Source organism: Prochlorococcus marinus XMU1408, from assembly GCF_003208055.1.
Classification (GTDB): domain Bacteria; phylum Cyanobacteriota; class Cyanobacteriia; order PCC-6307; family Cyanobiaceae; genus Prochlorococcus_B; species Prochlorococcus_B marinus_A.
Map to the genome: position 1 here is coordinate 240949 of NZ_QJUE01000005.1, position 19284 is coordinate 260232.

22 protein-coding genes are annotated in these 19284 nt (G+C 36.1%); 12 read left to right on the forward strand and 10 right to left on the reverse strand.

Annotated elements, in window-relative coordinates; translation table 11 throughout:
* Nucleotides 1-211: 211 nt before the first annotated feature.
* A complete protein-coding gene (locus tag DNJ73_RS07740; RefSeq protein WP_158467128.1) occupies nucleotides 212-424 on the reverse strand; it encodes a hypothetical protein in 213 nt (70 codons plus the stop codon).
* 133 nt (nucleotides 425-557) lie between these two features.
* Nucleotides 558-746 (reverse strand): hypothetical protein, encoded by a 189-nt coding sequence (locus DNJ73_RS07745; RefSeq protein WP_158467129.1) that lies wholly within the window; start codon nucleotides 744-746, stop codon nucleotides 558-560.
* 221 nt (nucleotides 747-967) lie between these two features.
* Here DNJ73_RS07745 and DNJ73_RS10070 point away from each other — a divergent pair, with 221 nt between their 5' ends.
* The 3 genes from DNJ73_RS10070 (at nucleotide 968) to DNJ73_RS07755 (ending at nucleotide 2636) form a co-directional block, all read left to right on the forward strand.
* Nucleotides 968-1123 carry a hypothetical protein gene (locus DNJ73_RS10070; RefSeq protein ID WP_187152626.1) on the forward strand — a complete coding sequence of 52 codons (156 nt, stop codon included), beginning with the start codon at nucleotides 968-970 and terminating at the stop codon, nucleotides 1121-1123.
* Between the two features lie 227 nt (nucleotides 1124-1350).
* Nucleotides 1351-1794, forward strand: coding sequence for a cyanase (gene cynS / locus DNJ73_RS07750; protein WP_158467130.1), 444 nt, complete (start codon nucleotides 1351-1353; stop codon nucleotides 1792-1794).
* 368 nt (nucleotides 1795-2162) lie between these two features.
* On the forward strand, nucleotides 2163-2636 hold the full coding sequence (locus DNJ73_RS07755) for an EVE domain-containing protein (protein WP_158467131.1): 474 nt from the start codon (nucleotides 2163-2165) through the stop codon (nucleotides 2634-2636).
* Between the two features lies 1 nt (nucleotide 2637).
* Here the strand turns inward: DNJ73_RS07755 and DNJ73_RS07760 are convergent, their stop codons facing one another.
* The 3 genes from DNJ73_RS07760 to DNJ73_RS07770 form a co-directional block, all read right to left on the reverse strand.
* On the reverse strand, nucleotides 2638-2901 hold the full coding sequence (locus tag DNJ73_RS07760) for a DUF2811 domain-containing protein (protein ID WP_158467132.1): 264 nt from the start codon (nucleotides 2899-2901) through the stop codon (nucleotides 2638-2640).
* 298 nt (nucleotides 2902-3199) lie between these two features.
* A complete protein-coding gene (locus tag DNJ73_RS07765) occupies nucleotides 3200-3580 on the reverse strand; it encodes a DUF1818 family protein (protein ID WP_158467133.1) in 381 nt (126 codons plus the stop codon).
* Nucleotides 3581-3814 (reverse strand): DNA-directed RNA polymerase subunit omega, encoded by a 234-nt coding sequence (locus DNJ73_RS07770; protein WP_158467134.1) that lies wholly within the window; start codon nucleotides 3812-3814, stop codon nucleotides 3581-3583.
* Nucleotides 3815-3960: 146 nt separating this feature from the next.
* Here DNJ73_RS07770 and DNJ73_RS07775 point away from each other — a divergent pair, with 146 nt between their 5' ends.
* On the forward strand, nucleotides 3961-5589 hold the full coding sequence (locus tag DNJ73_RS07775; protein WP_158467135.1) for an Hsp70 family protein: 1629 nt from the start codon (nucleotides 3961-3963) through the stop codon (nucleotides 5587-5589).
* Nucleotides 5590-5615: 26 nt separating this feature from the next.
* On the opposite strand, the gene pyrR is transcribed toward DNJ73_RS07775, so the two are convergent.
* On the reverse strand, nucleotides 5616-6164 hold the full coding sequence (pyrR, locus tag DNJ73_RS07780) for a bifunctional pyr operon transcriptional regulator/uracil phosphoribosyltransferase PyrR (protein ID WP_158467136.1): 549 nt from the start codon (nucleotides 6162-6164) through the stop codon (nucleotides 5616-5618).
* A gap of 161 nt (nucleotides 6165-6325) precedes the next feature.
* Between pyrR and gpmI the strand changes: the two genes are divergently transcribed.
* Both gpmI and secG read left to right on the forward strand, forming a co-directional pair.
* Nucleotides 6326-7951, forward strand: coding sequence for a 2,3-bisphosphoglycerate-independent phosphoglycerate mutase (gene gpmI, locus DNJ73_RS07785; RefSeq protein WP_158467137.1), 1626 nt, complete (start codon nucleotides 6326-6328; stop codon nucleotides 7949-7951).
* Nucleotides 7952-7960: 9 nt separating this feature from the next.
* A complete protein-coding gene (gene secG / locus DNJ73_RS07790; protein ID WP_158467138.1) occupies nucleotides 7961-8191 on the forward strand; it encodes a preprotein translocase subunit SecG in 231 nt (76 codons plus the stop codon).
* A 157-nt stretch (nucleotides 8192-8348) separates the two neighbouring features.
* On the opposite strand, the gene groL is transcribed toward secG, so the two are convergent.
* Both groL and groES read right to left on the reverse strand, forming a co-directional pair.
* On the reverse strand, nucleotides 8349-9986 hold the full coding sequence (gene groL, locus DNJ73_RS07795) for a chaperonin GroEL (protein WP_158467139.1): 1638 nt from the start codon (nucleotides 9984-9986) through the stop codon (nucleotides 8349-8351).
* A gap of 65 nt (nucleotides 9987-10051) precedes the next feature.
* The gene (gene groES / locus DNJ73_RS07800) at nucleotides 10052-10363 is read right to left on the reverse strand and encodes a co-chaperone GroES (RefSeq protein WP_011295315.1); all 312 of its coding nucleotides are present in this window, start codon (nucleotides 10361-10363) and stop codon (nucleotides 10052-10054) included.
* Nucleotides 10364-10588: 225 nt separating this feature from the next.
* Between groES and atpD the strand changes: the two genes are divergently transcribed.
* Together atpD and atpC are read left to right on the forward strand one after the other, a co-directional pair.
* Complete coding sequence (gene atpD / locus DNJ73_RS07805; RefSeq protein ID WP_158467140.1) at nucleotides 10589-12055, forward strand: F0F1 ATP synthase subunit beta; 1467 nt, start codon at nucleotides 10589-10591, stop codon at nucleotides 12053-12055.
* Nucleotides 12056-12111: 56 nt separating this feature from the next.
* Nucleotides 12112-12519 carry an ATP synthase F1 subunit epsilon gene (gene atpC, locus DNJ73_RS07810; RefSeq protein WP_158467141.1) on the forward strand — a complete coding sequence of 136 codons (408 nt, stop codon included), beginning with the start codon at nucleotides 12112-12114 and terminating at the stop codon, nucleotides 12517-12519.
* 52 nt (nucleotides 12520-12571) lie between these two features.
* On the opposite strand, the gene DNJ73_RS07815 is transcribed toward atpC, so the two are convergent.
* Both DNJ73_RS07815 and DNJ73_RS07820 read right to left on the reverse strand, forming a co-directional pair.
* A complete protein-coding gene (locus tag DNJ73_RS07815) occupies nucleotides 12572-13072 on the reverse strand; it encodes a 30S ribosomal protein PSRP-3 (protein WP_158467142.1) in 501 nt (166 codons plus the stop codon).
* A gap of 200 nt (nucleotides 13073-13272) precedes the next feature.
* Entirely contained in the window at nucleotides 13273-14592 is a 1320-nt protein-coding gene (locus DNJ73_RS07820) for an aminopeptidase P N-terminal domain-containing protein (protein WP_158467143.1), read from the reverse strand.
* Between the two features lie 95 nt (nucleotides 14593-14687).
* On the opposite strand from DNJ73_RS07820, the gene DNJ73_RS07825 reads away from it, so the two are divergent.
* From DNJ73_RS07825 to DNJ73_RS07840, 4 genes are read left to right on the forward strand one after another with little or no spacing between them, the layout of a single operon-like run.
* On the forward strand, nucleotides 14688-15680 hold the full coding sequence (locus DNJ73_RS07825) for a CNNM domain-containing protein (RefSeq protein ID WP_158467144.1): 993 nt from the start codon (nucleotides 14688-14690) through the stop codon (nucleotides 15678-15680).
* Nucleotides 15677-17002, forward strand: coding sequence for a GTP-binding protein (locus DNJ73_RS07830; RefSeq protein ID WP_158467145.1), 1326 nt, complete (start codon nucleotides 15677-15679; stop codon nucleotides 17000-17002). Before DNJ73_RS07825 ends, DNJ73_RS07830 begins: the two co-directional genes overlap by 4 nt.
* Nucleotides 16999-17586: a nicotinate-nucleotide adenylyltransferase gene (locus tag DNJ73_RS07835; protein ID WP_158467146.1), complete on the forward strand. Its 588-nt coding sequence runs from the start codon at nucleotides 16999-17001 to the stop codon at nucleotides 17584-17586. Before DNJ73_RS07830 ends, DNJ73_RS07835 begins: the two co-directional genes overlap by 4 nt.
* Complete coding sequence (locus DNJ73_RS07840) at nucleotides 17583-19283, forward strand: NAD+ synthase (RefSeq protein WP_158467147.1); 1701 nt, start codon at nucleotides 17583-17585, stop codon at nucleotides 19281-19283. The genes DNJ73_RS07835 and DNJ73_RS07840 overlap by 4 nt, the downstream gene beginning before the upstream one ends.
* Nucleotide 19284: the final 1 nt, after the last annotated feature.

The window sequence follows — 19284 nt, forward strand, 5'->3', positions numbered from 1 at the left end:
TACATGAGTGCAATAAACAAAAGCTTTTCCATTAAAAAACATATTTACCATGATGATGCAGTCTCCCTTCAAACGCTCAAGTCCCCGTCCTATGGCTTGAGTCGAACTGCGGTCTACAAGTAGCAGATCGGACGATTAGGTAGCCATGGCTACTCTTTATTTATAGTATTTATACCTAAGAATGTCAAGAGCAGGGGATTGGGACGATGCATCAACAGCACTCACAATCACTTTCACCTTCGGATGATGGGTTTTCGAATGCATCGGCAATATCTCTAAGCATTAAAGCTATAAACTCTGGAGGGCATTGAAGCTCATTAATATGGGAAGCGCATTGTTGAGCTATTCCCTGCATAGCTGGAAGAATTATTTTATCCACTTGCTCCTGAGTTGGCTTCCAAGTTGCTTGGCACTTATCACCCATGAATTAGTAATTATCGTATGAGTACATTATGGCAACTAGTTAATTTCCTTGTTTGTATATGACACTAATTCCTTTCTTTTAAGAGGATCTTTGGTTGACATTTTTTAGGTATTTAGGATCTAAAAAACTAGTTTTATGCTGCTAGATTTCCTCTCAAACCTCTATCCCTACTTCCTTTAAACCATACAGGTCTAGGAAGAAGTCTATTCTCTTGATATAAGTGACCTGTCTCTGAATAAGGCTTCTCAATACATGAAGCTTCTGCAAGAACTGCTTTGTATTCCCTCATTGAAAGAACACTCCGAGAGGATTTAGAAGTCATAGTTCTTGGCTGTTTTATAGATGATGAGCCAACAATCAGATAATGACGTTCAGAGCGAGCTTTTCCAAAAGAATATGTGGAAGATCAGTTTTTCTAAGCTTTAATTTTGAGATATTCTGTCAGTTGCGATCTGTTAGTTATTAGTAGAGCTTATATTGTAGCGACTATCACTTCTCAAATACTTTAAGGAAATTCAAGATTAATCTATATGCTCCAAACACATGATTGATTCAGCTAATGAAATGACTCCACAAGAAAAAATCATTCAAGAAAGAGTTGCTCAAGCAAGAAAGTTTCTTACTTCAAATGGATTTAACCAATCAATAAAAGACCTTTGGGACGAGATCAAAGAGGATTCAAAATATGATTTATTGTAAAAATAACAAGTAATTAATTCGAATCAAATACTTATAATTTCTATTTACTTTTAATTTTATTGCATGAAAATAAAAAACTCATTGTAAGATTATATACACAATCAATTAATAGATATGTAATTGATATGACTGAAAGAATTAAGACTAAGACTTATTAATTAATTGCTTATCTCAAAGAATCTTTTCTTTTAGAGAGATAGCTATCTTTCATTCTTAGATTTATCTCTATGTCAATTTTTGAAGCTACTCCATTACTATTAAAAGCAAAAAAAGAAAAAGGTTTAACCTTTTCGGAAATTGGAAATCTATTGGGACTTGATGAAGTCTGGGTTGCAAGTCTTTTTTATGGTCAAGCAACTGCAAGTGAGGAAGAAGCTGAGAAATTATTGACTAAGTTAGGACTTGATTTAGGACTAAAAGAATTATTAACAACGCCTCCAGTGAAAGGATCACTAGATCCAGTCATCCCAACTGATCCTTTGATATATCGATTTTATGAAATCATGCAAGTATATGGAATGCCCATGAAAGACGTTATTCAAGAAAAGTTTGGTGATGGAATCATGAGTGCCATTGATTTTACAATTAACGTCGATAAGGTTGAAGACCCAAAAGGTGACAGAGTAAAAGTATCAATGTGTGGAAAATTTTTGCCATACAAGAAATGGTAAAAGAATTATTTTTTCACTAGATCAGCTAGAAGAATTAGGAAGTACTATTTATACAGCTCTAAGGAATAGATATAAAAAAGCTTCATACACATTAAATAAACACATAACGTCCAAACATCACTCCATCAATGAGTGTTGTCTAGATTGGTTTTGAAAATCATATAGATAGAAAATACTAAAAACTCAAATCTGTTTGCGCACTAGTTTTCTCAACAGGGGGGTCTTATTAGCAATCATCATTTTTTCTGAAACTTGCTTTCTGTTAGTTATTAGTAATAGAAACCTGATTGAAATAGAATAAAGAAATAGGGGTGAGAATGTTAAGCCATCCACACACCATCCACACATTGCAATATCGCTGAGATCCCATGGCATCAAAAGAAATCAACTATTGGCTAATGAAAAGTGAGCCAGATGCTTACAGTATTAAAGATTTAAAAAAAGAAACAGAAACTCTTTGGGATGGTATTCGAAATTATCAGGCTAGAAACTTTATGAGATCAATGAACATTGGTGATCAAGCTTTTTTTTATCATTCAAATACTAAACCGCCAGGGATAGTAGGTCTGATGGAAATTATTGAGACACATTTAATTGACCCTTATCAATTTGATGAAAGTTCTAAGTACTTTGACAATAAATCAAACAAAGAAAACCCTCGTTGGGATTGTGTGAAGACCAAATATATTTGTGAATTTAAGAATATGATTACTTTAAAGGAGTTATCTCAAGCTTATACATCAGAAGAACTAACTCTAGTTCGCAAAGGTAATAGACTATCAATAATGCCAATTAAAAAATCCATCGCTCTAGAACTACTCAATAAGCTCCAGAAAAATTAATTTAAAAAGAATGAGATCCAAACATATTCCCGATATAAAGACGTGTTATCAATCTCGAACTGATTCCATTTTGAATTAAAAATCCCGCAAGTGCAGCTTGCACAAGCCTATATTGATCCCAATTTGGATGCTTCTCAATATACACTTTCATTGCTTGTTGAATAGGCATAGGTATTTCTGTTTGAAAACTAATTATCTCCTCTGAGTCCAAAACTCCTGAACTTTTAGTTGACCGTTTTTCTTCAGTTAATTCAATATTCTTCATTACGAAGCTTTTGAGAAATTAATCCATTTCAAATTACTCTCAAAATCAAATTAGAAGAAACTCTTTCTCGGGCTGTCTCATTCTCAGATCAAGTACTCAACAGCTTTCTAATAAAAACTATAAATAATGCTTATATTTATAATAAGCACTATTTATTAATCAGATTTAAATTGTTAATAATCAATTTTTTCCACAGCCTACAGTCAGAATTCAATTAATCGCATTAATCCTGTGGAAAAGGTGTTGGTTAAATCACTTAATTTTGGGGAAAAATTGAAAAACTTTTGATTAAGTTCTTTCACAAATAGCCGCAATCCCACATTGTTCTCATCGCATTAGTAACAAACATAGTTACATTTCTAGGCCAAAAAATCTCTGCTCCTCGATTGACAGAATCACTTGGAGTCAGGATCAATTTTAGGTCCCAACCATTTTTATCTCCTTTCAATATTGCAAACCAAGGACTCCTACCTAATTCCAAAGTTATATTCTCATCTCCCATTAATTGATCTTTAATGTCAATATATTGATTAGACAAATCTACTACTAGTCTAACGAGAATTTCCCATTCAGATTCATTCAACTCTATTGCCCAACATTCGCCACCTATAAGTGTAGAAAATCTATCTCTTGATGAATCAGTAATTATTCTCCAACCATGACCTTCTTTTTTTATCACCTACCCAGGCAAAAGATCAGGCTGATCTTGTTCATCACTCAATTCAATTATGGCCCTTTGGACTGGTTTAACTGTTGATTCTTCTAAAAGCCCATCAAAATCATCAAATCTTCTTTGCTTAGCTCTAAAAGCAATACGAACCGTGGTTAAGTAACGATTAGTTGAGTGCCTAATAAGACTCTCTCCTCTTTTTGCTAAATCCTTGGAATTAACTCCTGAACCTGACTTGATCACACTAAAAACTTTATTGTTTATTTATTCTAGGAGAAAATCGTTCATTTCGAAATTTTTTGGCAAATAATAACAGTACCGTAAGCTTTTCTAAACTCATGTCCTATTAATTAAGTCTTGCTGAAACCTCTAATTCATTCTCAACATAGATGCTTAATAACAACATAGATCAATTAGAAAACAACAAACCAACTGAAACCAATCCAAATGTTTTTGGAACATTAGCAATCGATTTAGGTAGTTCAACAACGGTAGTAGTCTTTCAAAAAGAAAATGGTCAGTCTCCAGAACTTCTCGAATTGACTCCAATTAGTCGCTCTCCTGGAGAGATTCCAAGCCTAATTTGGCAATCGACAGAAAAAGAAGAAGACTATTTAGTAGGGCAACAAGTTATTGAATTCAACCTCATTAGTGAAAATAAAGAACATAATTTAAGTCAAGATTTTAAAAGATGGATTGGATGCCCATCAATTGATCCTATCTATAACTCAACAATCCCCCCTGAGAAAGCAGGAGAAATTTTAATTCACAGCATTTGGAGGAAAATTACCAAAAAAGTCAATATAAAAAGATTGGTTTTGACTGCGCCTGTTGACACATATAGAGAATATAGAAGTTGGCTAATTAAAGTCTGCAACTCTCTAGAAGTAAAAGAAATTGCACTAGTTGATGAACCTACTGCCGCTGCTATGGGGGCAGGCCTAGAGCCTGGATCCAAATTGCTTGTTTTAGACTTTGGGGGAAGTACGATTGATATGTCAGTCGTTGCTTTAGAGGGAGGAGAAGGGCAAGCATCTCCAATTGCTCAGCTTGTCAGATTTGATGGGAATAATTTAGAGGGAAAAAGTACACAAGTTCTTCGCACAGCAAAAGTTTTAGGGAAGTCAGGACTAAGATTAGGTGGCAAAGATATCGACAGGTGGATATCTAATCATTTACTACCAGAAGACTCACCAACAAATTTAATATTAAGCAAGGCAGAAGAACTCAAATGTGAACTAAGCAATGCAGAGATAAAGGAGACATTTGTCATAACGAAAAAAGTAAGAAACAGTCAAAATAAAGAAAAGTTTTTAAAGTTATCTAAGAAAGGACTTGAAGAATTGCTTATAGAAAAAGGACTACTAAAAAGTATTGAAATTCTTTTCAATACAACCATAAATAATGCAAAACGTAACTCTTTTAAATTAGATGAGCTTGATAGTATTGTTTTGGTTGGTGGGGGGTCACAAATACCATTAATTAAAAAATTTATTGGTAGTCTTTGTAATTCAGTACCTTTTATTATGCCTCCACCTGTTGAAGCTATTGCACTTGGTGCTTTAAAGCTCACACCTGGTGTTCAGGTGAAAGATGTTTTAAATAAAGGAGTAAGTTTAAAATGTTGGAATAAGAAAAATGAAAAGCATATATGGCACCCTCTTTTTTTTCCTGGACAGCCCTGGCCCACTAGTAAACCTTTAGAAATAATTTTAGCCTCTAGCATTAACAATCAATTATCTATTGACTTAATAATAGGAGAACCTGAGGAAAAAGGCTCTAGTGAAATTATTTACATAGACGGATTACCTACAATAAAAGAAATAGAGTTTGATGGGAGAATAAAGAAATTAAATAATAAAATTATTTCGATTCCTCTATCACCTCCAGGAGAACTTGGTCAGGATTGCATTAAATTAAGATTTACAATTAACGATTTTTGTGAGATAGAAGTTGAAGGCACAGATCTAAGAAATAATAATATAATAACAATTAAAAATCTTGGCCCAATTAGATAACACAATAAAAAAATTAATCACATTTTCTATTTTTTACATAGAAATATGCCTTCTTCATCATCAACTTCCTTCAATCTAAGATCAATAGTCTCATCTTTGCTAGTTGGCACCACACGTCCACAAAAGTCTGGCTGAATTGGGACTTCCCGATGACCTCTATCCACCATCGCAACGAGCATGACTCTTTTTGCTCTCCCCCATAGGTGTAGAGCTTCAAGAGCTGCTTTAACTGTTCTCCCGGTATAAATAACATCGTCAATTAATACTACTTCCCTATCATCAACAGTTGAGGGTAAATTAGTTACTTGAGCTATTCGAGTACCAACTCTCGAAAGATCATCTCTATGAAAAGTAGGGTCTAGACAACCATTCTCGACTGGTTGGCCTGATAATTCTTCTAAATAAATTGCTAATAATTTAGACAAATAAACTCCCCTTGTTGGTATTCCAACAAGCAATAAAGAACTTGTATTTGGAACCTTTTCCAAAATTTGAGAAGCTAACCTTTTTATGGTTCTATCAAGTTCTTTTTTTGAGAGGATTTCTATCTCTTTTTGTATGATTTCATCTGACATAATTTAAAGCCCTAAAAATTTTATTTTTTCTTAGGAATAACTGAAATACTTTTTTAATCTAATAGGGAAAAGCTAACCAAACATCAAAGTATTAGCCTGTTTACCTATTAGGAAGTAATTTAATACAAAAGGAACACATCAACAGGAATCAATTTCTTTGAATGTCAAGCAGTAACGCCGCTGTTTCAATGACCAAAAGTAAAGTAGCGCCAGTTGTTCTGGCGATACTTGATGGCTGGGGCCATACTGAGGAAATTAAAAATAATGCTGTCAAGCAAGCCTCCACTCCTGTAATGGATGCTTTATGGCACGCTTACCCTCACACTCTTATTGAAGCTAGTGGCGCAGATGTTGGTCTACCAGATAATCAAATGGGAAACTCTGAAGTTGGGCATCTAACTATTGGAGCAGGAAGAATAATTCAACAAGAATTGGTTCGAATATCTAATACCGTTAAAGAAAATAAATTAATTGAAAATAAGCCTCTTGACGAACTTTCTAAAAACTTAAAAAAGAATGATGGCACTCTTCATATTATGGGACTTTGCTCTGATGGAGGTGTTCATAGCCATATCAATCATTTATGCGGATTAATTCAATGGGCTGCTGAAAAAGAGCTAGAAAATGTCTCATTGCATCTTTTCACTGATGGAAGAGATACTTCCGCAAAAAGTGCCTCAACTTATATAAAAAAAATAGAAACTACAATAAATTCAACTGGAGTAGGGCAGATTTCATCAATTTGTGGAAGATATTGGGCTATGGATAGAGATAATCGATGGGAAAGAACATTAAAAGCCTATGAACTCCTTACAAATCCAAACTTTATTGTTAGCGAACTATCTGCGGAAGAAAGTTTAAATAAAAGCTATGAGGAGGGAATTACAGATGAATTTCTTGAACCCGTTAGGCTTTCTTCTTCCTTCTTAAAGGACGGAGATGGTGTAATTTTTTTTAATTTTCGACCTGACAGAGCTAGGCAATTAGTTAAGGCACTTAAATTAAAAGATTTTGATGGCTTTGAGAGAAAAAACAAAATAGATATAGACGTACTGACCTTTACTCAATATGAATCAGGTCTTCCAGTATCAGTAGCTTTTCCACCTGAACCTCTTAATGATTTATTAGGTCAAGTGGTCGCTAAACATGGATTAAATCAATATCGGACCGCTGAAACTGAAAAATATCCTCACGTAACGTATTTTTTAAATGGTGGTATTGAAAAACCATTAAAGGGAGAAGTAAGACATCTAGTACCTTCACCAAGAGTGGCAACATACGATCTACAACCTGAGATGTCAGCTGACGAGCTAACAGAAAGTTGTATCAAAGCAATTGATAGCGGAATTTATTCATTAGTGGTCATCAATTTTGCTAATCCTGATATGGTTGGCCATTCTGGAATAATGGACGCAGCAATCAAAGCCAATGAAAAAGTTGATAGCTGTGTTGGGAAATTATTAAATTCAATAGGAAAACTAGGGGGATCTCTTCTTATAACTGCTGATCATGGTAATTCTGAAATGATGAAAGGCCCTGATGGCCAACCATGGACTGCCCATACTACAAATCCTGTCCCAGTGATACTCGTAGAAGGTGAAAAGCGTAAATTGAAAGGTTATGGCAATGATATAAAACTTAGGGAGTGCGGAGGTGGATTATCAGATTTAGCTCCTACCCTTTTACATTTGTTAAATTTACCAAAACCAAAAGCAATGACTGGCTCAACTCTTATTGAACCAATTAACTTACCTAAAAAATCAAATCTCATTCCTCAACCAGCTTAATAAAGAAAAATGATCATTCCACTTTTATCTTGGGCATGGGCAATTTCAGGAGTTTTTCTAATACTTTTAGTGCTTCTTCATAGCCCAAAAGGAGATGGGATGGGCGGACTAGCTTCTAGTGGAAGTTCTATGTTTACGAGTGCAAGTAGTGCTGAATCGACTTTAAATAAAGCAACTTGGTCATGTCTTATATTATTTTTAGCTCTTGCTATTATTCTTAGCGCTGGGTGGTTAAAATAATAATATTTTACTTAACTTTTACCCTTATTATATAAGTTTTTAATAAGAATTTCGAAAAGAAATTATCTTAATTTATCTTTTTTCTTCACAAAAAAGGAGAGAAAGCTAAGTAGCAATCTCTCCAATATTTTATTTTGATTATTAAGTATATGAATCTTTAATAATCAAAATCACCACCCATTCCACCAGCACCGCCAGCTGGAGAAGCATCTTTCTTCTCAGGTAAATCAGCAACTATACATTCTGTCGTGAGAACCATTCCGGCTATTGAGGCCGCATTTTGAAGACCAGAGCGAGTTACTTTCGCAGGGTCAACAATTCCAGCAGAAAGCATATCTACATATTCACCAGTAGCGGCGTTATAGCCATCATTTACAGGCTTAGATTTCACATTCTCTGCAACAACTGCTCCATTAGCTCCAGCATTTTCAGCTATCCGCATTAATGGAGAAGTAAGCGCAGCCTCAACAATATTAGCTCCTATTAATTCCTCGCCTGAAAGATTAGATGAAGACCAATCTCCCAAAGCAGGAGCAAGATGGGCAAGCGTAGTGCCACCACCAGGAACAATTCCTTCCTCAACGGCAGCTTTAGTTGCATTGATTGCATCTTCAAGACGAAGTTTTTTGTCTTTCATCTCAGTTTCGGTTGCAGCTCCAACTTTCACTACAGCCACACCACCAGATAGCTTGGCCAGTCTTTCTTGAAGCTTTTCTTTGTCATATGTTGAATCAGTCTCTTCCATCTGCTTCTTTATTTGTTCACACCTGGCATTTACAGCTACTTCATTCCCTTCAGCAACAATTGTTGAAGTATCCTTATTGATGGTTACTCTTCTTGAAGTACCAAGCATATCAAGAGTGGCATTTTCTAGTTTTAAGCCAGCATCCTCAGTAATGAGTTGACCATTAGTTAAAACAGCCATGTCTTCAAGCATCGCTTTTCTACGATCTCCAAAGCCTGGAGCTTTAACCGCTGCAACATTCAAAACACCTCTTAATCTATTAACAACCAAGGTTGCCAAAGCTTCCTTTTCAATGTCTTCAGCAATTATAAGAAGAGGCTTACCAGTTTTGGCCACTTGCTCAAGAACAGGAACAAGATCTTGAACTAGACCAATTTTTTTGTCAGTTAATAGTATGTATGGCTCATCCAATACTGCTTCCATTCTTTCAGTATCGGTTGCAAAGTAGGGAGAGATATATCCCTTATCAAAGCGCATACCTTCAGTGACCTCTAACTCAGTGGTCATTGATTTACCTTCTTCTAGAGAAATTACCCCTTCTTTACCAACTTTATCCATTGCATCAGCAATCATTCTGCCAACTTCATCGTCATTACCAGCGGCAATAGTCCCACACTGAGCAATTGCATTACTATCACTTATGGGTTTTGAATGATCTTTAATCTTTTCAACCAAAAATTCAGTTGCTTTGTCTATGCCTTTTTTTAGAGTAATTGCATTTGCACCTGCAGCAACATTTTTCAAACCAGCTTTAACCATGGCATGAGCTAGAACAGTTGCAGTGGTTGTTCCATCGCCTGCCGCATCATTAGTTTTTGAGGCAGCTTGACGAATTAGAGCAACTCCTGTGTTCTCAATGTGATCTTCTAGTTCGATCTCCTTAGCAATAGTTACACCATCATTAATTATTTGAGGTGCACCAAACTTTTTCTCCAGAACAACATTACGACCTTTAGGTCCTAAGGTTACTGCGACTGATTCAGCCAAAATGTCAATACCTCGCTCGAGTGCACGGCGGGCTTGCTCGTTGTAAATGATGCGCTTAGCCATAAGTGGCGATTTCCTTTAATTTCGAAAAGTTTTTTGGATTGGACTGCAGCTAGTAAAGCTGAGTTTTAATTAACGACAGCTAAAATATCTTTCTCAGATAAGAGAACATATTCATCACTGCCAAGTTTGATATCAGTACCTGCGTACTTACTGTAGAGAACTTTGTCTCCAACACTTACTTCAGGAGATTGACGAGAACCGTCTTCGTTACGTTTACCAGGTCCAACCTGAGCAACTTCGCCAACTTGAGGTTTCTCTTTTGCTGTGTCGGGCAGCAATATGCCGCCCGCCGTCTTCTCTTCTGATTCAGAAACTTTTACAAATACACGGTCTCCAAGTGGCTTAACAGTGGAGACGCTGAGGGATACAGCTGCCATAAATTAATGCAGGAGCAAAAAAAACAAAAATGCGCATAGCGCAGCTCGATAAAGAGTATTACTCATTACCAACGACATTAATTTATGCGTCTAAGTACGCTCAAGACCACATTTATTCTGTGCGGTTGACCGAACACTTCAAAAAAATGCCTGTGAAGTGGTAGTCTTAGCCGCTGATAAAGAGTATGCGAATCAGAGCATGCTCACAAAGTTTCTAGTGATCTTATGGCCGCTTCTGCTACTGCTACTGTTGGAACTAAGGGCATTGTTCGCCAAGTTATTGGTCCTGTTTTAGATGTCGAATTTCCTGCCGGCAAACTACCAAAAATCCTTAATGCGTTAAGAATTGAGGCTAAAAATCCTGCAGGACAAGATGTTGCACTGACAGCTGAAGTTCAACAATTATTAGGTGACCATCGCGTTAGAGCTGTTGCGATGAGCGGAACCGATGGATTAGTTAGAGGTATGGAAGCCATAGACACTGGAGCTCCTATATCTGTTCCTGTTGGCGAAGCAACACTCGGAAGAATTTTTAACGTCCTTGGAGAGCCTGTTGATGAGCAAGGAGATCTTCAAAACGTCACGACCTCCCCAATCCACAGATCAGCTCCCAGCCTTACTGACTTAGAAACCAAACCAAAAGTATTTGAGACTGGTATTAAAGTTATTGATTTACTTGCTCCTTATCGACAGGGCGGAAAAGTTGGATTATTTGGCGGTGCTGGAGTTGGTAAAACAGTTCTAATTCAAGAGTTAATAAATAATATTGCCAAAGAACACGGAGGGGTATCAGTATTCGGAGGTGTAGGGGAAAGGACCAGAGAAGGTAATGACTTATATGAAGAATTTAAAGAATCTGGGGTTATTAATTCAGAAGATCTAACTAAGTCAAAAGTTGCTTTGTGCTTTGGTCAAATGAATGAGCCACCAGGAGCAAGAATGAGAGTTGGACTCTCCGCATTGACAATGGCTGAGCATTTTCGCGATGTGAATAAGCAGGATGTTCTTTTGTTTATTGATAATATTTTCCGATTTGTACAAGCTGGCTCAGAAGTATCTGCCTTATTAGGTCGTATGCCATCAGCAGTAGGATATCAACCAACATTAGGAACTGACGTAGGAGAACTTCAAGAAAGAATCACCTCAACCCTTGAAGGATCCATAACCTCAATTCAGGCTGTTTATGTACCTGCTGACGATTTAACAGACCCTGCACCTGCTACTACTTTTGCTCATTTAGATGCTACTACAGTTCTAGCAAGAGCTCTTGCCGCTAAAGGAATTTACCCTGCTGTTGATCCACTTGACTCAACCAGCACCATGCTTCAGCCATCTGTTGTGGGAGATGAGCATTACCGGACAGCAAGAGCAGTTCAGTCAACACTCCAGAGATATAAAGAATTGCAAGATATCATTGCAATTTTAGGATTAGACGAACTATCAGAAGAAGATAGAAAGACAGTTGATCGTGCCCGAAAAATTGAGAAATTCTTATCTCAACCATTCTTTGTGGCTGAGATTTTCACAGGTATGTCAGGTAAATATGTGAAATTAGAAGACACAATTAAAGGCTTCAATATGATTCTTTCTGGTGAACTCGACAATTTACCTGAACAAGCTTTCTATCTGGTTGGAAGCATTGATGAAGTAAAAGCTAAAGCAGAAAAAATAGAAGCTGAGGCAAAAGCTTAATTGTTTTTGTTTCTTTTAAATTCCCCTCTCCAAACTTTTTCCATAACACCCAAGAAATGTCTTTAACTCTTAGAGTTCTTGCCCCTGATCAAAGCGTATTTGACGATACCGCAGATGAAATCATACTTCCAAGCACTACAGGTCTTTTGGGAGTTTTACCAGGTCACATTTCAATGGTCACTGCTATTGATTTTGGCGTATTAAGGGTTTTAAAAAATGGCAATTGGGACTCAATTGCCTTAACTGGAGGTTTTGCGGAAGTTGAATCTAACGAAGTTACTGTTTTAGTAAATAAAGCTGAAATGGGAAAAAACATTGATTCAGCTCAAGCTGAAGCTGAATTAGAGCAAGCTAAAAATCAACTAAACCAAGTAGAAAATAAAAAAGCTAACACTGAAAAAATTAAAGCTCAAGAATATTTGAACAAAGCAAAAGCTTGGTTTCAAGCATCAAAATCAAATTAAATTTAAAATTAATTGTATATTTTCCTTGAATTAAATATTTCAAGGAATTTTTTTATGCAGTTCCACAGAATGTTACATCAGGGAATTTAAGTTTAGCTTGTTCCAAAGTCTTACCCTTGCCTTCTTCTTGCCAATAATTTATAACCTCTGTCGCTTTATTAAGTACTTCGACTCTTTCATTATCAGTAATCCAACTTTTTTCTTCTAATTGAGACTTTAATGTTTCCCATGCGTCTTCTCTAGGCCAAAAGAAATAAGCTGTAAGTGGGCTAGGACCTCCTCCTACAATTTGATCAACAGCCAAAGCAACATTATCTGGCAACCAGAGAATTTTAAGCAAAAATCTCCCCTCATCCGCCTTTGGGGTATGCCCAGAAGGTACACCATCTGCATCAATCGTTGCAGTTGCTAATGCTGCAGCACCGCCAAGCGCACTTGGCCTGCCTGACTTCGGTTCATCCGAGTCTACTTTTCCTTGATTTTCAGATTGTGTGTTTGCTTCAGTACTTGTCACATCTTCTTGAACAGTACCAGCCTCTTCAGAAACCATCATCTCTAAATTTTCAACTAGCTAACAAATACCTAACTTAACAGGAACAAGGACCTATTTGAATTACTAAAGTTGGAATTCAAAAGCTTTTCTACTATTTAATAATGATTGAAATTTGAAGGGGAAAATATTTTCTAAGAATTAGAAAATTTCAAAAGTTTTAATTGATCAGATTTTCACAGAGAATAAAGAAGGAAATTCAATTAATTTTCTAGATCAATCAAATTCTTCGAAGCATTCTTACTCAATACTTCGACTGAATCGCTTGTAACCAAAACATCATCCTCAATACGAATTCCAATACCCTTCCACCTTTCGTCGATTTGTGGCTGTCCCTTCGGCACTGGTAACCGATCACTAATGTAAATACCAGGTTCAACCGTCAAAATCATTCCAGGTTCAAGATTCAAATGATAATCCCCCAGCCTGTAAGCACCTACATCGTGAACATCAAGACCTAACCAATGCCCTGTTCTATGCATATACAAGTGAGAATAAGCTTCTTGTTCAATAATCGAATCAACATTTCCAACAAGTAAGCCAATATCAACTAATCCCTCAACAAGGTGTTGCAGAGCTGTCATATGGACATTTTCGGCATTATTTCCTGAACGAACACATTTAATTGCGGCTTTTTGAGCTATAAGGGTAATTTCATATAAAGCTTTTTGTTCTCCAGAGAATTTCCCATTAATTGGGAAGGTTCTTGTTATGTCACCATTGTAATAGTCATCCAAAGAGCATCCAGCATCTATCAAAACCAAGTCTCCACTTCTTATCGTTGCATTATTTGCCGTGTAATGGAGAACACATGCATTATCTCCTGATGCCACTATGGAGCCATAAGCAGGTCCTCGAGTCCCCTTCTCAAGAAAGTATTTTTCTATTTGAGCTTGTAAATCTCTTTCATTCATCCCTGGACGGGCAAATTCTCTAACTAGTTCATGAGCCTCTGCTGAAATTTTCGATGCAATACGCATTCTTTCTATTTCAAAATCATCCTTTCGAAGTCTCATGTCATGAAGAATTGGGCAAGGCGCAATCATTGATAATGGAGAAAAGCCACTTCTTGGAAGTTTTTGCAAATGCTCAGACCATGTTTTTAAAACTAAAGGTTCCAAATGTGAATGTTTACCAACTCGAAAAGCAATCCCTTCGGCCCCCTCTAAATAATGAGGTAATAAATTTGGCAATTCGTTTAGAGGATGAGATATGTCAGCATCGAAATTATCTAAAACTCCTTTTGTTCCCCATCTAAATCCCGTCCAAACTTCTGCCGCAGAATCTTTAGGCAAGACAAATAATACATATTTTTCTCCATTAGGTTTGTGAGGTAAAAATAACGCCACTGCATTTGGCTCATCAAAACCAGTTAAGTACCAAAAATCACTATTTTGCCTGAAAGGATATTCACAGTCTGCATGGTGAGTAACTAATTCCGCAGCAGGGATAATGGCCGCGTAAGAACCTAAGTGTGACAAAAATAAGTTTCTGCGCTGACGAAAAACGCTTGAATTAGCCAAAAAAATACTCCTATTTACTCTTAAGGATGGCAAGAGAACTCACTTAGTGGAAAAATAAATGAAAAGATCCTTACTCTTTTAAAAATCTTTAGAGAATGAGCCAAGACATTCTGCTCTTAACTGCTCTTGTTGTGGTTGTTTTAATAGGCTCTGCAATGTGCTCAGGGATAGAAGCAGCATTGTTGGCAGTTAATCCATTACGGGTACATGAGCTAGCCAGAAGAAGTCCAAAAGTGCTAGGAGCGAAAAGATTAGAAAAATTACGTCATAGACTTGGAAGGACTTTAACTGTAGTAACAATTGCTAATAACAGTTTCAATATTTTTGGAAGTTTGATGGTTGGTAGCTACGCAAGTTTCATATTTCAAAATAAAATTGGATATCTAATGCCAATATTTTCAATTGGCCTAACAATTCTTGTTTTACTTCTTGGAGAAATCGTACCAAAAGCTCTGGGGACTAGACTTGCATTGCAAATCAGTTTAACTAGTGCTCCTATCCTTGATTTTTTAAGTATAATAATGCGCCCATTGCTAATATTTCTTGAACGTCTACTACCAATTATAACTGCAAAGAGTGAGCTAACCACTGATGAAGAAGAAATTAGACAGATGGCCAAACTTGGATCTCAAATAGGTCAAATAGAAGCCGATGAAGCCGCGATGATATCAAAAGTCTTCCAGCTAAATGATCTTACTGCTAAAGATCTTATGACCCCAAGGGTTGCCGCCCCCACACTCCCTGGAAGAGTGTCTCTACACTCTGTAAAGTCAAACTTATTAGAGAATAATTCAACATGGTGGGTTGTGTTAGGTGATGAAGTAGATAAAGTCGTTGGTGTCGCCAACCGTGAAAAGCTATTAACCTCTTTATTGCGAGGAGACTCACACCTGACTCCATACGATCTAAGCGAGAATGTAGATTTTGTACCTGAAATGATTCGAGTAGATAGACTGCTTCTTGGATTTAATGACGACAACAACGGAGTCAGAGTTGTAGTAGACGAATTTGGAGGATTTGTTGGCTTGATAGGTGCAGAGGCTGTCTTAGCGGTATTAGCTGGTTGGTGGAGGAAATCTAATAAATGATTAAAAATATAAATATGCCAAAAAAATGTAAGTTTATACTTAATGAATGGAAAAAGACTTTAAATCTTACAAATTATGAGAAAAAGAAATTTGAAACCCTTTTAAATCAACTTGACTTTCAAATAAATAAATTAGAAAAAAAAGAACTGCAGATATCTGTATATGGTCGCGTTGGAGTTGGTAAATCAAGCTTATTAAATGCATTAATTGAAAAGCAAGTATTCAAAACCGATATAATTAACGGTAATACCAAGAAAATTAAATCTTATAAGTGGGGCAAAGTTTTTAAAAGCTTAAATAAAATTGAATTAATAGACTCGCCAGGTATAGATGAAATAAATAAACATAAAAGAGAAGAAGAAATAAATTTTAATTATTTATTAGATACAGATTTAATTCTTTTTGTAATTGATAGTGATATAACTCGCATCGAGCTGGACTCAATAGAAAAACTTTTAAAGCAAAATAAACCCATTCTTATAGTATTAAATCGTTGTGATCAATGGAATGAAAGAGAAACAAAATTAATCATCTCGAGTATTACTAAGAAGTTATCATTTTACAAACAAAAGGTTGAAATTGCTCTAGTAGCATCATCTCCTAGGGAAGCAAAAATAAAACTAGATGGTACTGTGAGGAGCTATCAAAAATCTCCTAAAATAGATTTCCTCAAAAGCGAGCTTCAAGATATTATTGATCAAAGCGGTGAATTGCTTCTTTGCATAAATAGTCTCAGACTTGCAGATCAATTCTATAAATTACTTAAGGAGAATCGATTGCTGAAAAAAAAAGAAGCTGCACAAAGTTTAATTGGTAAATATGCTGCATTCAAAGCCTCCGGAGTAGCAATTAATCCCTTTTTAATGGTTGACCTTTTTGCTGGTATTGGTTGTGATAGTGCCCTAGTCATTCAATTAAGTCAATTATATGGTTTAGAAGTTGGTGGGTCTGCGGCCAGAGAACTAGTGAAAAAACTTAGTCTCCAAAACTCATTACTGGGAGGAGTTCAGATAGGAATCCAAATTACTTTAAATTTTCTCAAGCACATACTTATCCTTGCTTCACCTCTTACTGGAGGGTTAAGCCTTGCACCTGCTACTCCCGTTGCCATAGCTCAAGCAGCTCTTGCTATTCATGCGACAAAACGTATAGGTCGTCATGCGGCTTACAAATTTCTAATCAGTACAAACAGGAAAGATGGGCGACCTCGCCTAATGTTGGATTATCTTCTAAGAAAAAATACAGATTTAAGAATAATGCTTGGTGATTTTAGATTTCTTGCATCAAAAAGCAATAAAAATAAAAAACATTTATTACCATGAAAGCCAATATAAATTCAATAGCCTTATTTGGGACAAGCGCCGATCCACCAACTTTGGGTCACCAAGCTTTATTGAGAGAGTTAACAAAAGTCTTTCCTAAAGTCATCACTTGGGCAAGTGATAATCCTGATAAAAAGCATCAAATTTCACTTCTAAAAAGGACTGAGCTTTTAAAAATTCTTGTCCAAAAAATCTCACATCCTAAATTAGAGCTAGTTCAAGAGTTGAGTAGTCCCAGGACAATTCATACTCTGAAAAAAGCATTAGAGCTATGGCCTGAAGCAAATTTTAGTTTTGTAATTGGTAGTGATTTAGCTGTTCAAATTCCTAAGTGGCTTAATGCTGAGTCTATTCTAAGCAAAGCAAAAATTGCTATCGTAATTAGAGATGGATGGCCAATTAGCGTTAAGCAACTAGATAAAATTAAGAAGCTTGGTGGAAAAGTTGATTTATTGCCTTTTAAGATACCTAGATCTTCTAGTTCAAAGTTTAGAGAAAGGCCTCAAGAAAGACTAGTCCCCTCAGAACTAGTTCCAACACTCCTCGAAGAAAATCTATATGGTCTTGCCGATAAAAGAAAATGAAATTAGTACTAGCCCAACTAAATCCTGTCATTGGAGATCTAGATGGTAATGCAAATAAAATATTTGAAGTATGCAAAAGTATCAAAAATAACAATGTAGATTTAGTAATAACACCAGAGCTTTCTCTTATTGGCTATCCACCAAAAGATTTATTATTTAATCCACGCCTTTTTGAGGAGGAACGATATATCCTAAACAAACTCAGCAAAAAATTAAATCATCTTAATAACAGCTTATCTGTCTTAGTTGGTATCGCAGAACCTACTCCAGATATAGAAGTTCCTAAGCTATATAATTCAGTTGTTATTTTAGGGAAAGGCTCTTGGAGAGTCGTAGCGAGGAAACAACTCCTACCGACTTATGATGTTTTTGATGAAAAACGTTATTTTCGTTCCGCAGAAAATAGTAGTATTTTAAATTTAAATTGTAAAGAAAAAGATTGGCGCATCGGAATAACTATTTGTGAAGACATATGGGTAGAGCAAAGTCTACAAAATGAAAAAATCTTAGGTAAAGACCCTTTAAGATCTCTAGAGAAAGAGAAATTAGATTTGCTGATCAATCTTTCAGCTTCTCCATTTATTCAATCAAAAAGTCTATTACGCCAAAAAATTGCAGCCAAAGCAGCCATTCGTCTTTCATGCCCTCTGATATATGTCAATCAAATAGGAGGGAATGATGAACTTATTTTTGATGGTTCTAGTTTTACTCTCGATAGAGAGGGAAAGTTACAACAAGAACTTTCTGCCTTTAAAGAATCAGTTGCTCTATGTGATATAACTTCGCTCACTCAAAAACAATCAATCTCAAGAACAGATACAACATCACAAGAACTCCTCTTCAGGGCTTTAGTTCTTGGAGTTAAAGACTATGCAAAAAAATGTAATTTCGATAGTGCCATTATTGGATTAAGTGGAGGAATCGACTCAGCCTTGGTTGCGACTATTGCTGTAGCAGCTTTAGGCATCTCTAAAGTTCATGGAGTTTTAATGCCATCGCCATGGAGTTCTTATGGATCTGTGGAAGATGCAACAACATTAGCCAATCGACTTGGGATAGATCATCAAAAGATTCCAATTTCAGATCTCATGAATAGTTTTAATGATGTTTTATCTAGTTCAACATGGGGCCCCCCGACTGGTATCACAGCTGAAAATTTACAATCTCGTATCAGAGGAACAATATTAATGGCTCTTGCAAATCAGAAAAAACATTTACTTTTATCTACAGGAAACAAATCCGAACTAGCCGTTGGATATTGCACCCTTTACGGAGACATGAATGGAGGCTTGTCTGTAATTGGAGATCTCTATAAAACAAGTGTATTTAAATTATGTAATTGGATTGATAGTGAGTCGTCACAAAAATGTAGAAAAGATTTTTCTCTACCTGAAAAAGGAGAGGTCATCAGCTCCGAAATAAGAAATAAGCCGCCCAGTGCTGAATTACGACCAGAGCAATTAGATAGCGATTCCTTGCCAGATTATTGTATTCTTGATCAAATACTTAAAGGATTAATTGAACACCATTTACCTACTGAGGTCTTAATAGAAAAAGGATTTGAAAAAAAATTAGTTAACAAAGTAGTCAACTTATTAAAGAATGCTGAATTCAAACGATATCAAGCACCTCCTCTATTGAAAATTAGTAATCAAGCTTTTGGGAGTGGATGGAAAAGACCAATAGCTTCAGGATAAA

What these genes read in the sequence shown, in the direction of transcription:
- DNJ73_RS07740 (WP_158467128.1), bottom strand. Translation starts at nt 424, where the DNA reads ATGGGTGATAAGTGCCAAGCAACTTGGAAGCCAACTCAGGAGCAAGTG.
- DNJ73_RS07745 (WP_158467129.1), bottom strand. Translation starts at nt 746, where the DNA reads ATGACTTCTAAATCCTCTCGGAGTGTTCTTTCAATGAGGGAATACAAA.
- DNJ73_RS10070 (WP_187152626.1), top strand. Translation starts at nt 968, where the DNA reads ATGATTGATTCAGCTAATGAAATGACTCCACAAGAAAAAATCATTCAA.
- cynS (WP_158467130.1), top strand. Translation starts at nt 1,351, where the DNA reads ATGTCAATTTTTGAAGCTACTCCATTACTATTAAAAGCAAAAAAAGAA.
- DNJ73_RS07755 (WP_158467131.1), top strand. Translation starts at nt 2,163, where the DNA reads ATGGCATCAAAAGAAATCAACTATTGGCTAATGAAAAGTGAGCCAGAT.
- DNJ73_RS07760 (WP_158467132.1), bottom strand. Translation starts at nt 2,901, where the DNA reads ATGAAGAATATTGAATTAACTGAAGAAAAACGGTCAACTAAAAGTTCA.
- DNJ73_RS07775 (WP_158467135.1), top strand. Translation starts at nt 3,961, where the DNA reads ATGCTTAATAACAACATAGATCAATTAGAAAACAACAAACCAACTGAA.
- pyrR (WP_158467136.1), bottom strand. Translation starts at nt 6,164, where the DNA reads ATGTCAGATGAAATCATACAAAAAGAGATAGAAATCCTCTCAAAAAAA.
- gpmI (WP_158467137.1), top strand. Translation starts at nt 6,326, where the DNA reads ATGTCAAGCAGTAACGCCGCTGTTTCAATGACCAAAAGTAAAGTAGCG.
- secG (WP_158467138.1), top strand. Translation starts at nt 7,961, where the DNA reads ATGATCATTCCACTTTTATCTTGGGCATGGGCAATTTCAGGAGTTTTT.
- groL (WP_158467139.1), bottom strand. Translation starts at nt 9,986, where the DNA reads ATGGCTAAGCGCATCATTTACAACGAGCAAGCCCGCCGTGCACTCGAG.
- groES (WP_011295315.1), bottom strand. Translation starts at nt 10,363, where the DNA reads ATGGCAGCTGTATCCCTCAGCGTCTCCACTGTTAAGCCACTTGGAGAC.
- atpD (WP_158467140.1), top strand. Translation starts at nt 10,589, where the DNA reads ATGGCCGCTTCTGCTACTGCTACTGTTGGAACTAAGGGCATTGTTCGC.
- atpC (WP_158467141.1), top strand. Translation starts at nt 12,112, where the DNA reads ATGTCTTTAACTCTTAGAGTTCTTGCCCCTGATCAAAGCGTATTTGAC.
- DNJ73_RS07815 (WP_158467142.1), bottom strand. Translation starts at nt 13,072, where the DNA reads ATGATGGTTTCTGAAGAGGCTGGTACTGTTCAAGAAGATGTGACAAGT.
- DNJ73_RS07825 (WP_158467144.1), top strand. Translation starts at nt 14,688, where the DNA reads ATGAGCCAAGACATTCTGCTCTTAACTGCTCTTGTTGTGGTTGTTTTA.
- DNJ73_RS07830 (WP_158467145.1), top strand. Translation starts at nt 15,677, where the DNA reads ATGATTAAAAATATAAATATGCCAAAAAAATGTAAGTTTATACTTAAT.
- DNJ73_RS07835 (WP_158467146.1), top strand. Translation starts at nt 16,999, where the DNA reads ATGAAAGCCAATATAAATTCAATAGCCTTATTTGGGACAAGCGCCGAT.
- DNJ73_RS07840 (WP_158467147.1), top strand. Translation starts at nt 17,583, where the DNA reads ATGAAATTAGTACTAGCCCAACTAAATCCTGTCATTGGAGATCTAGAT.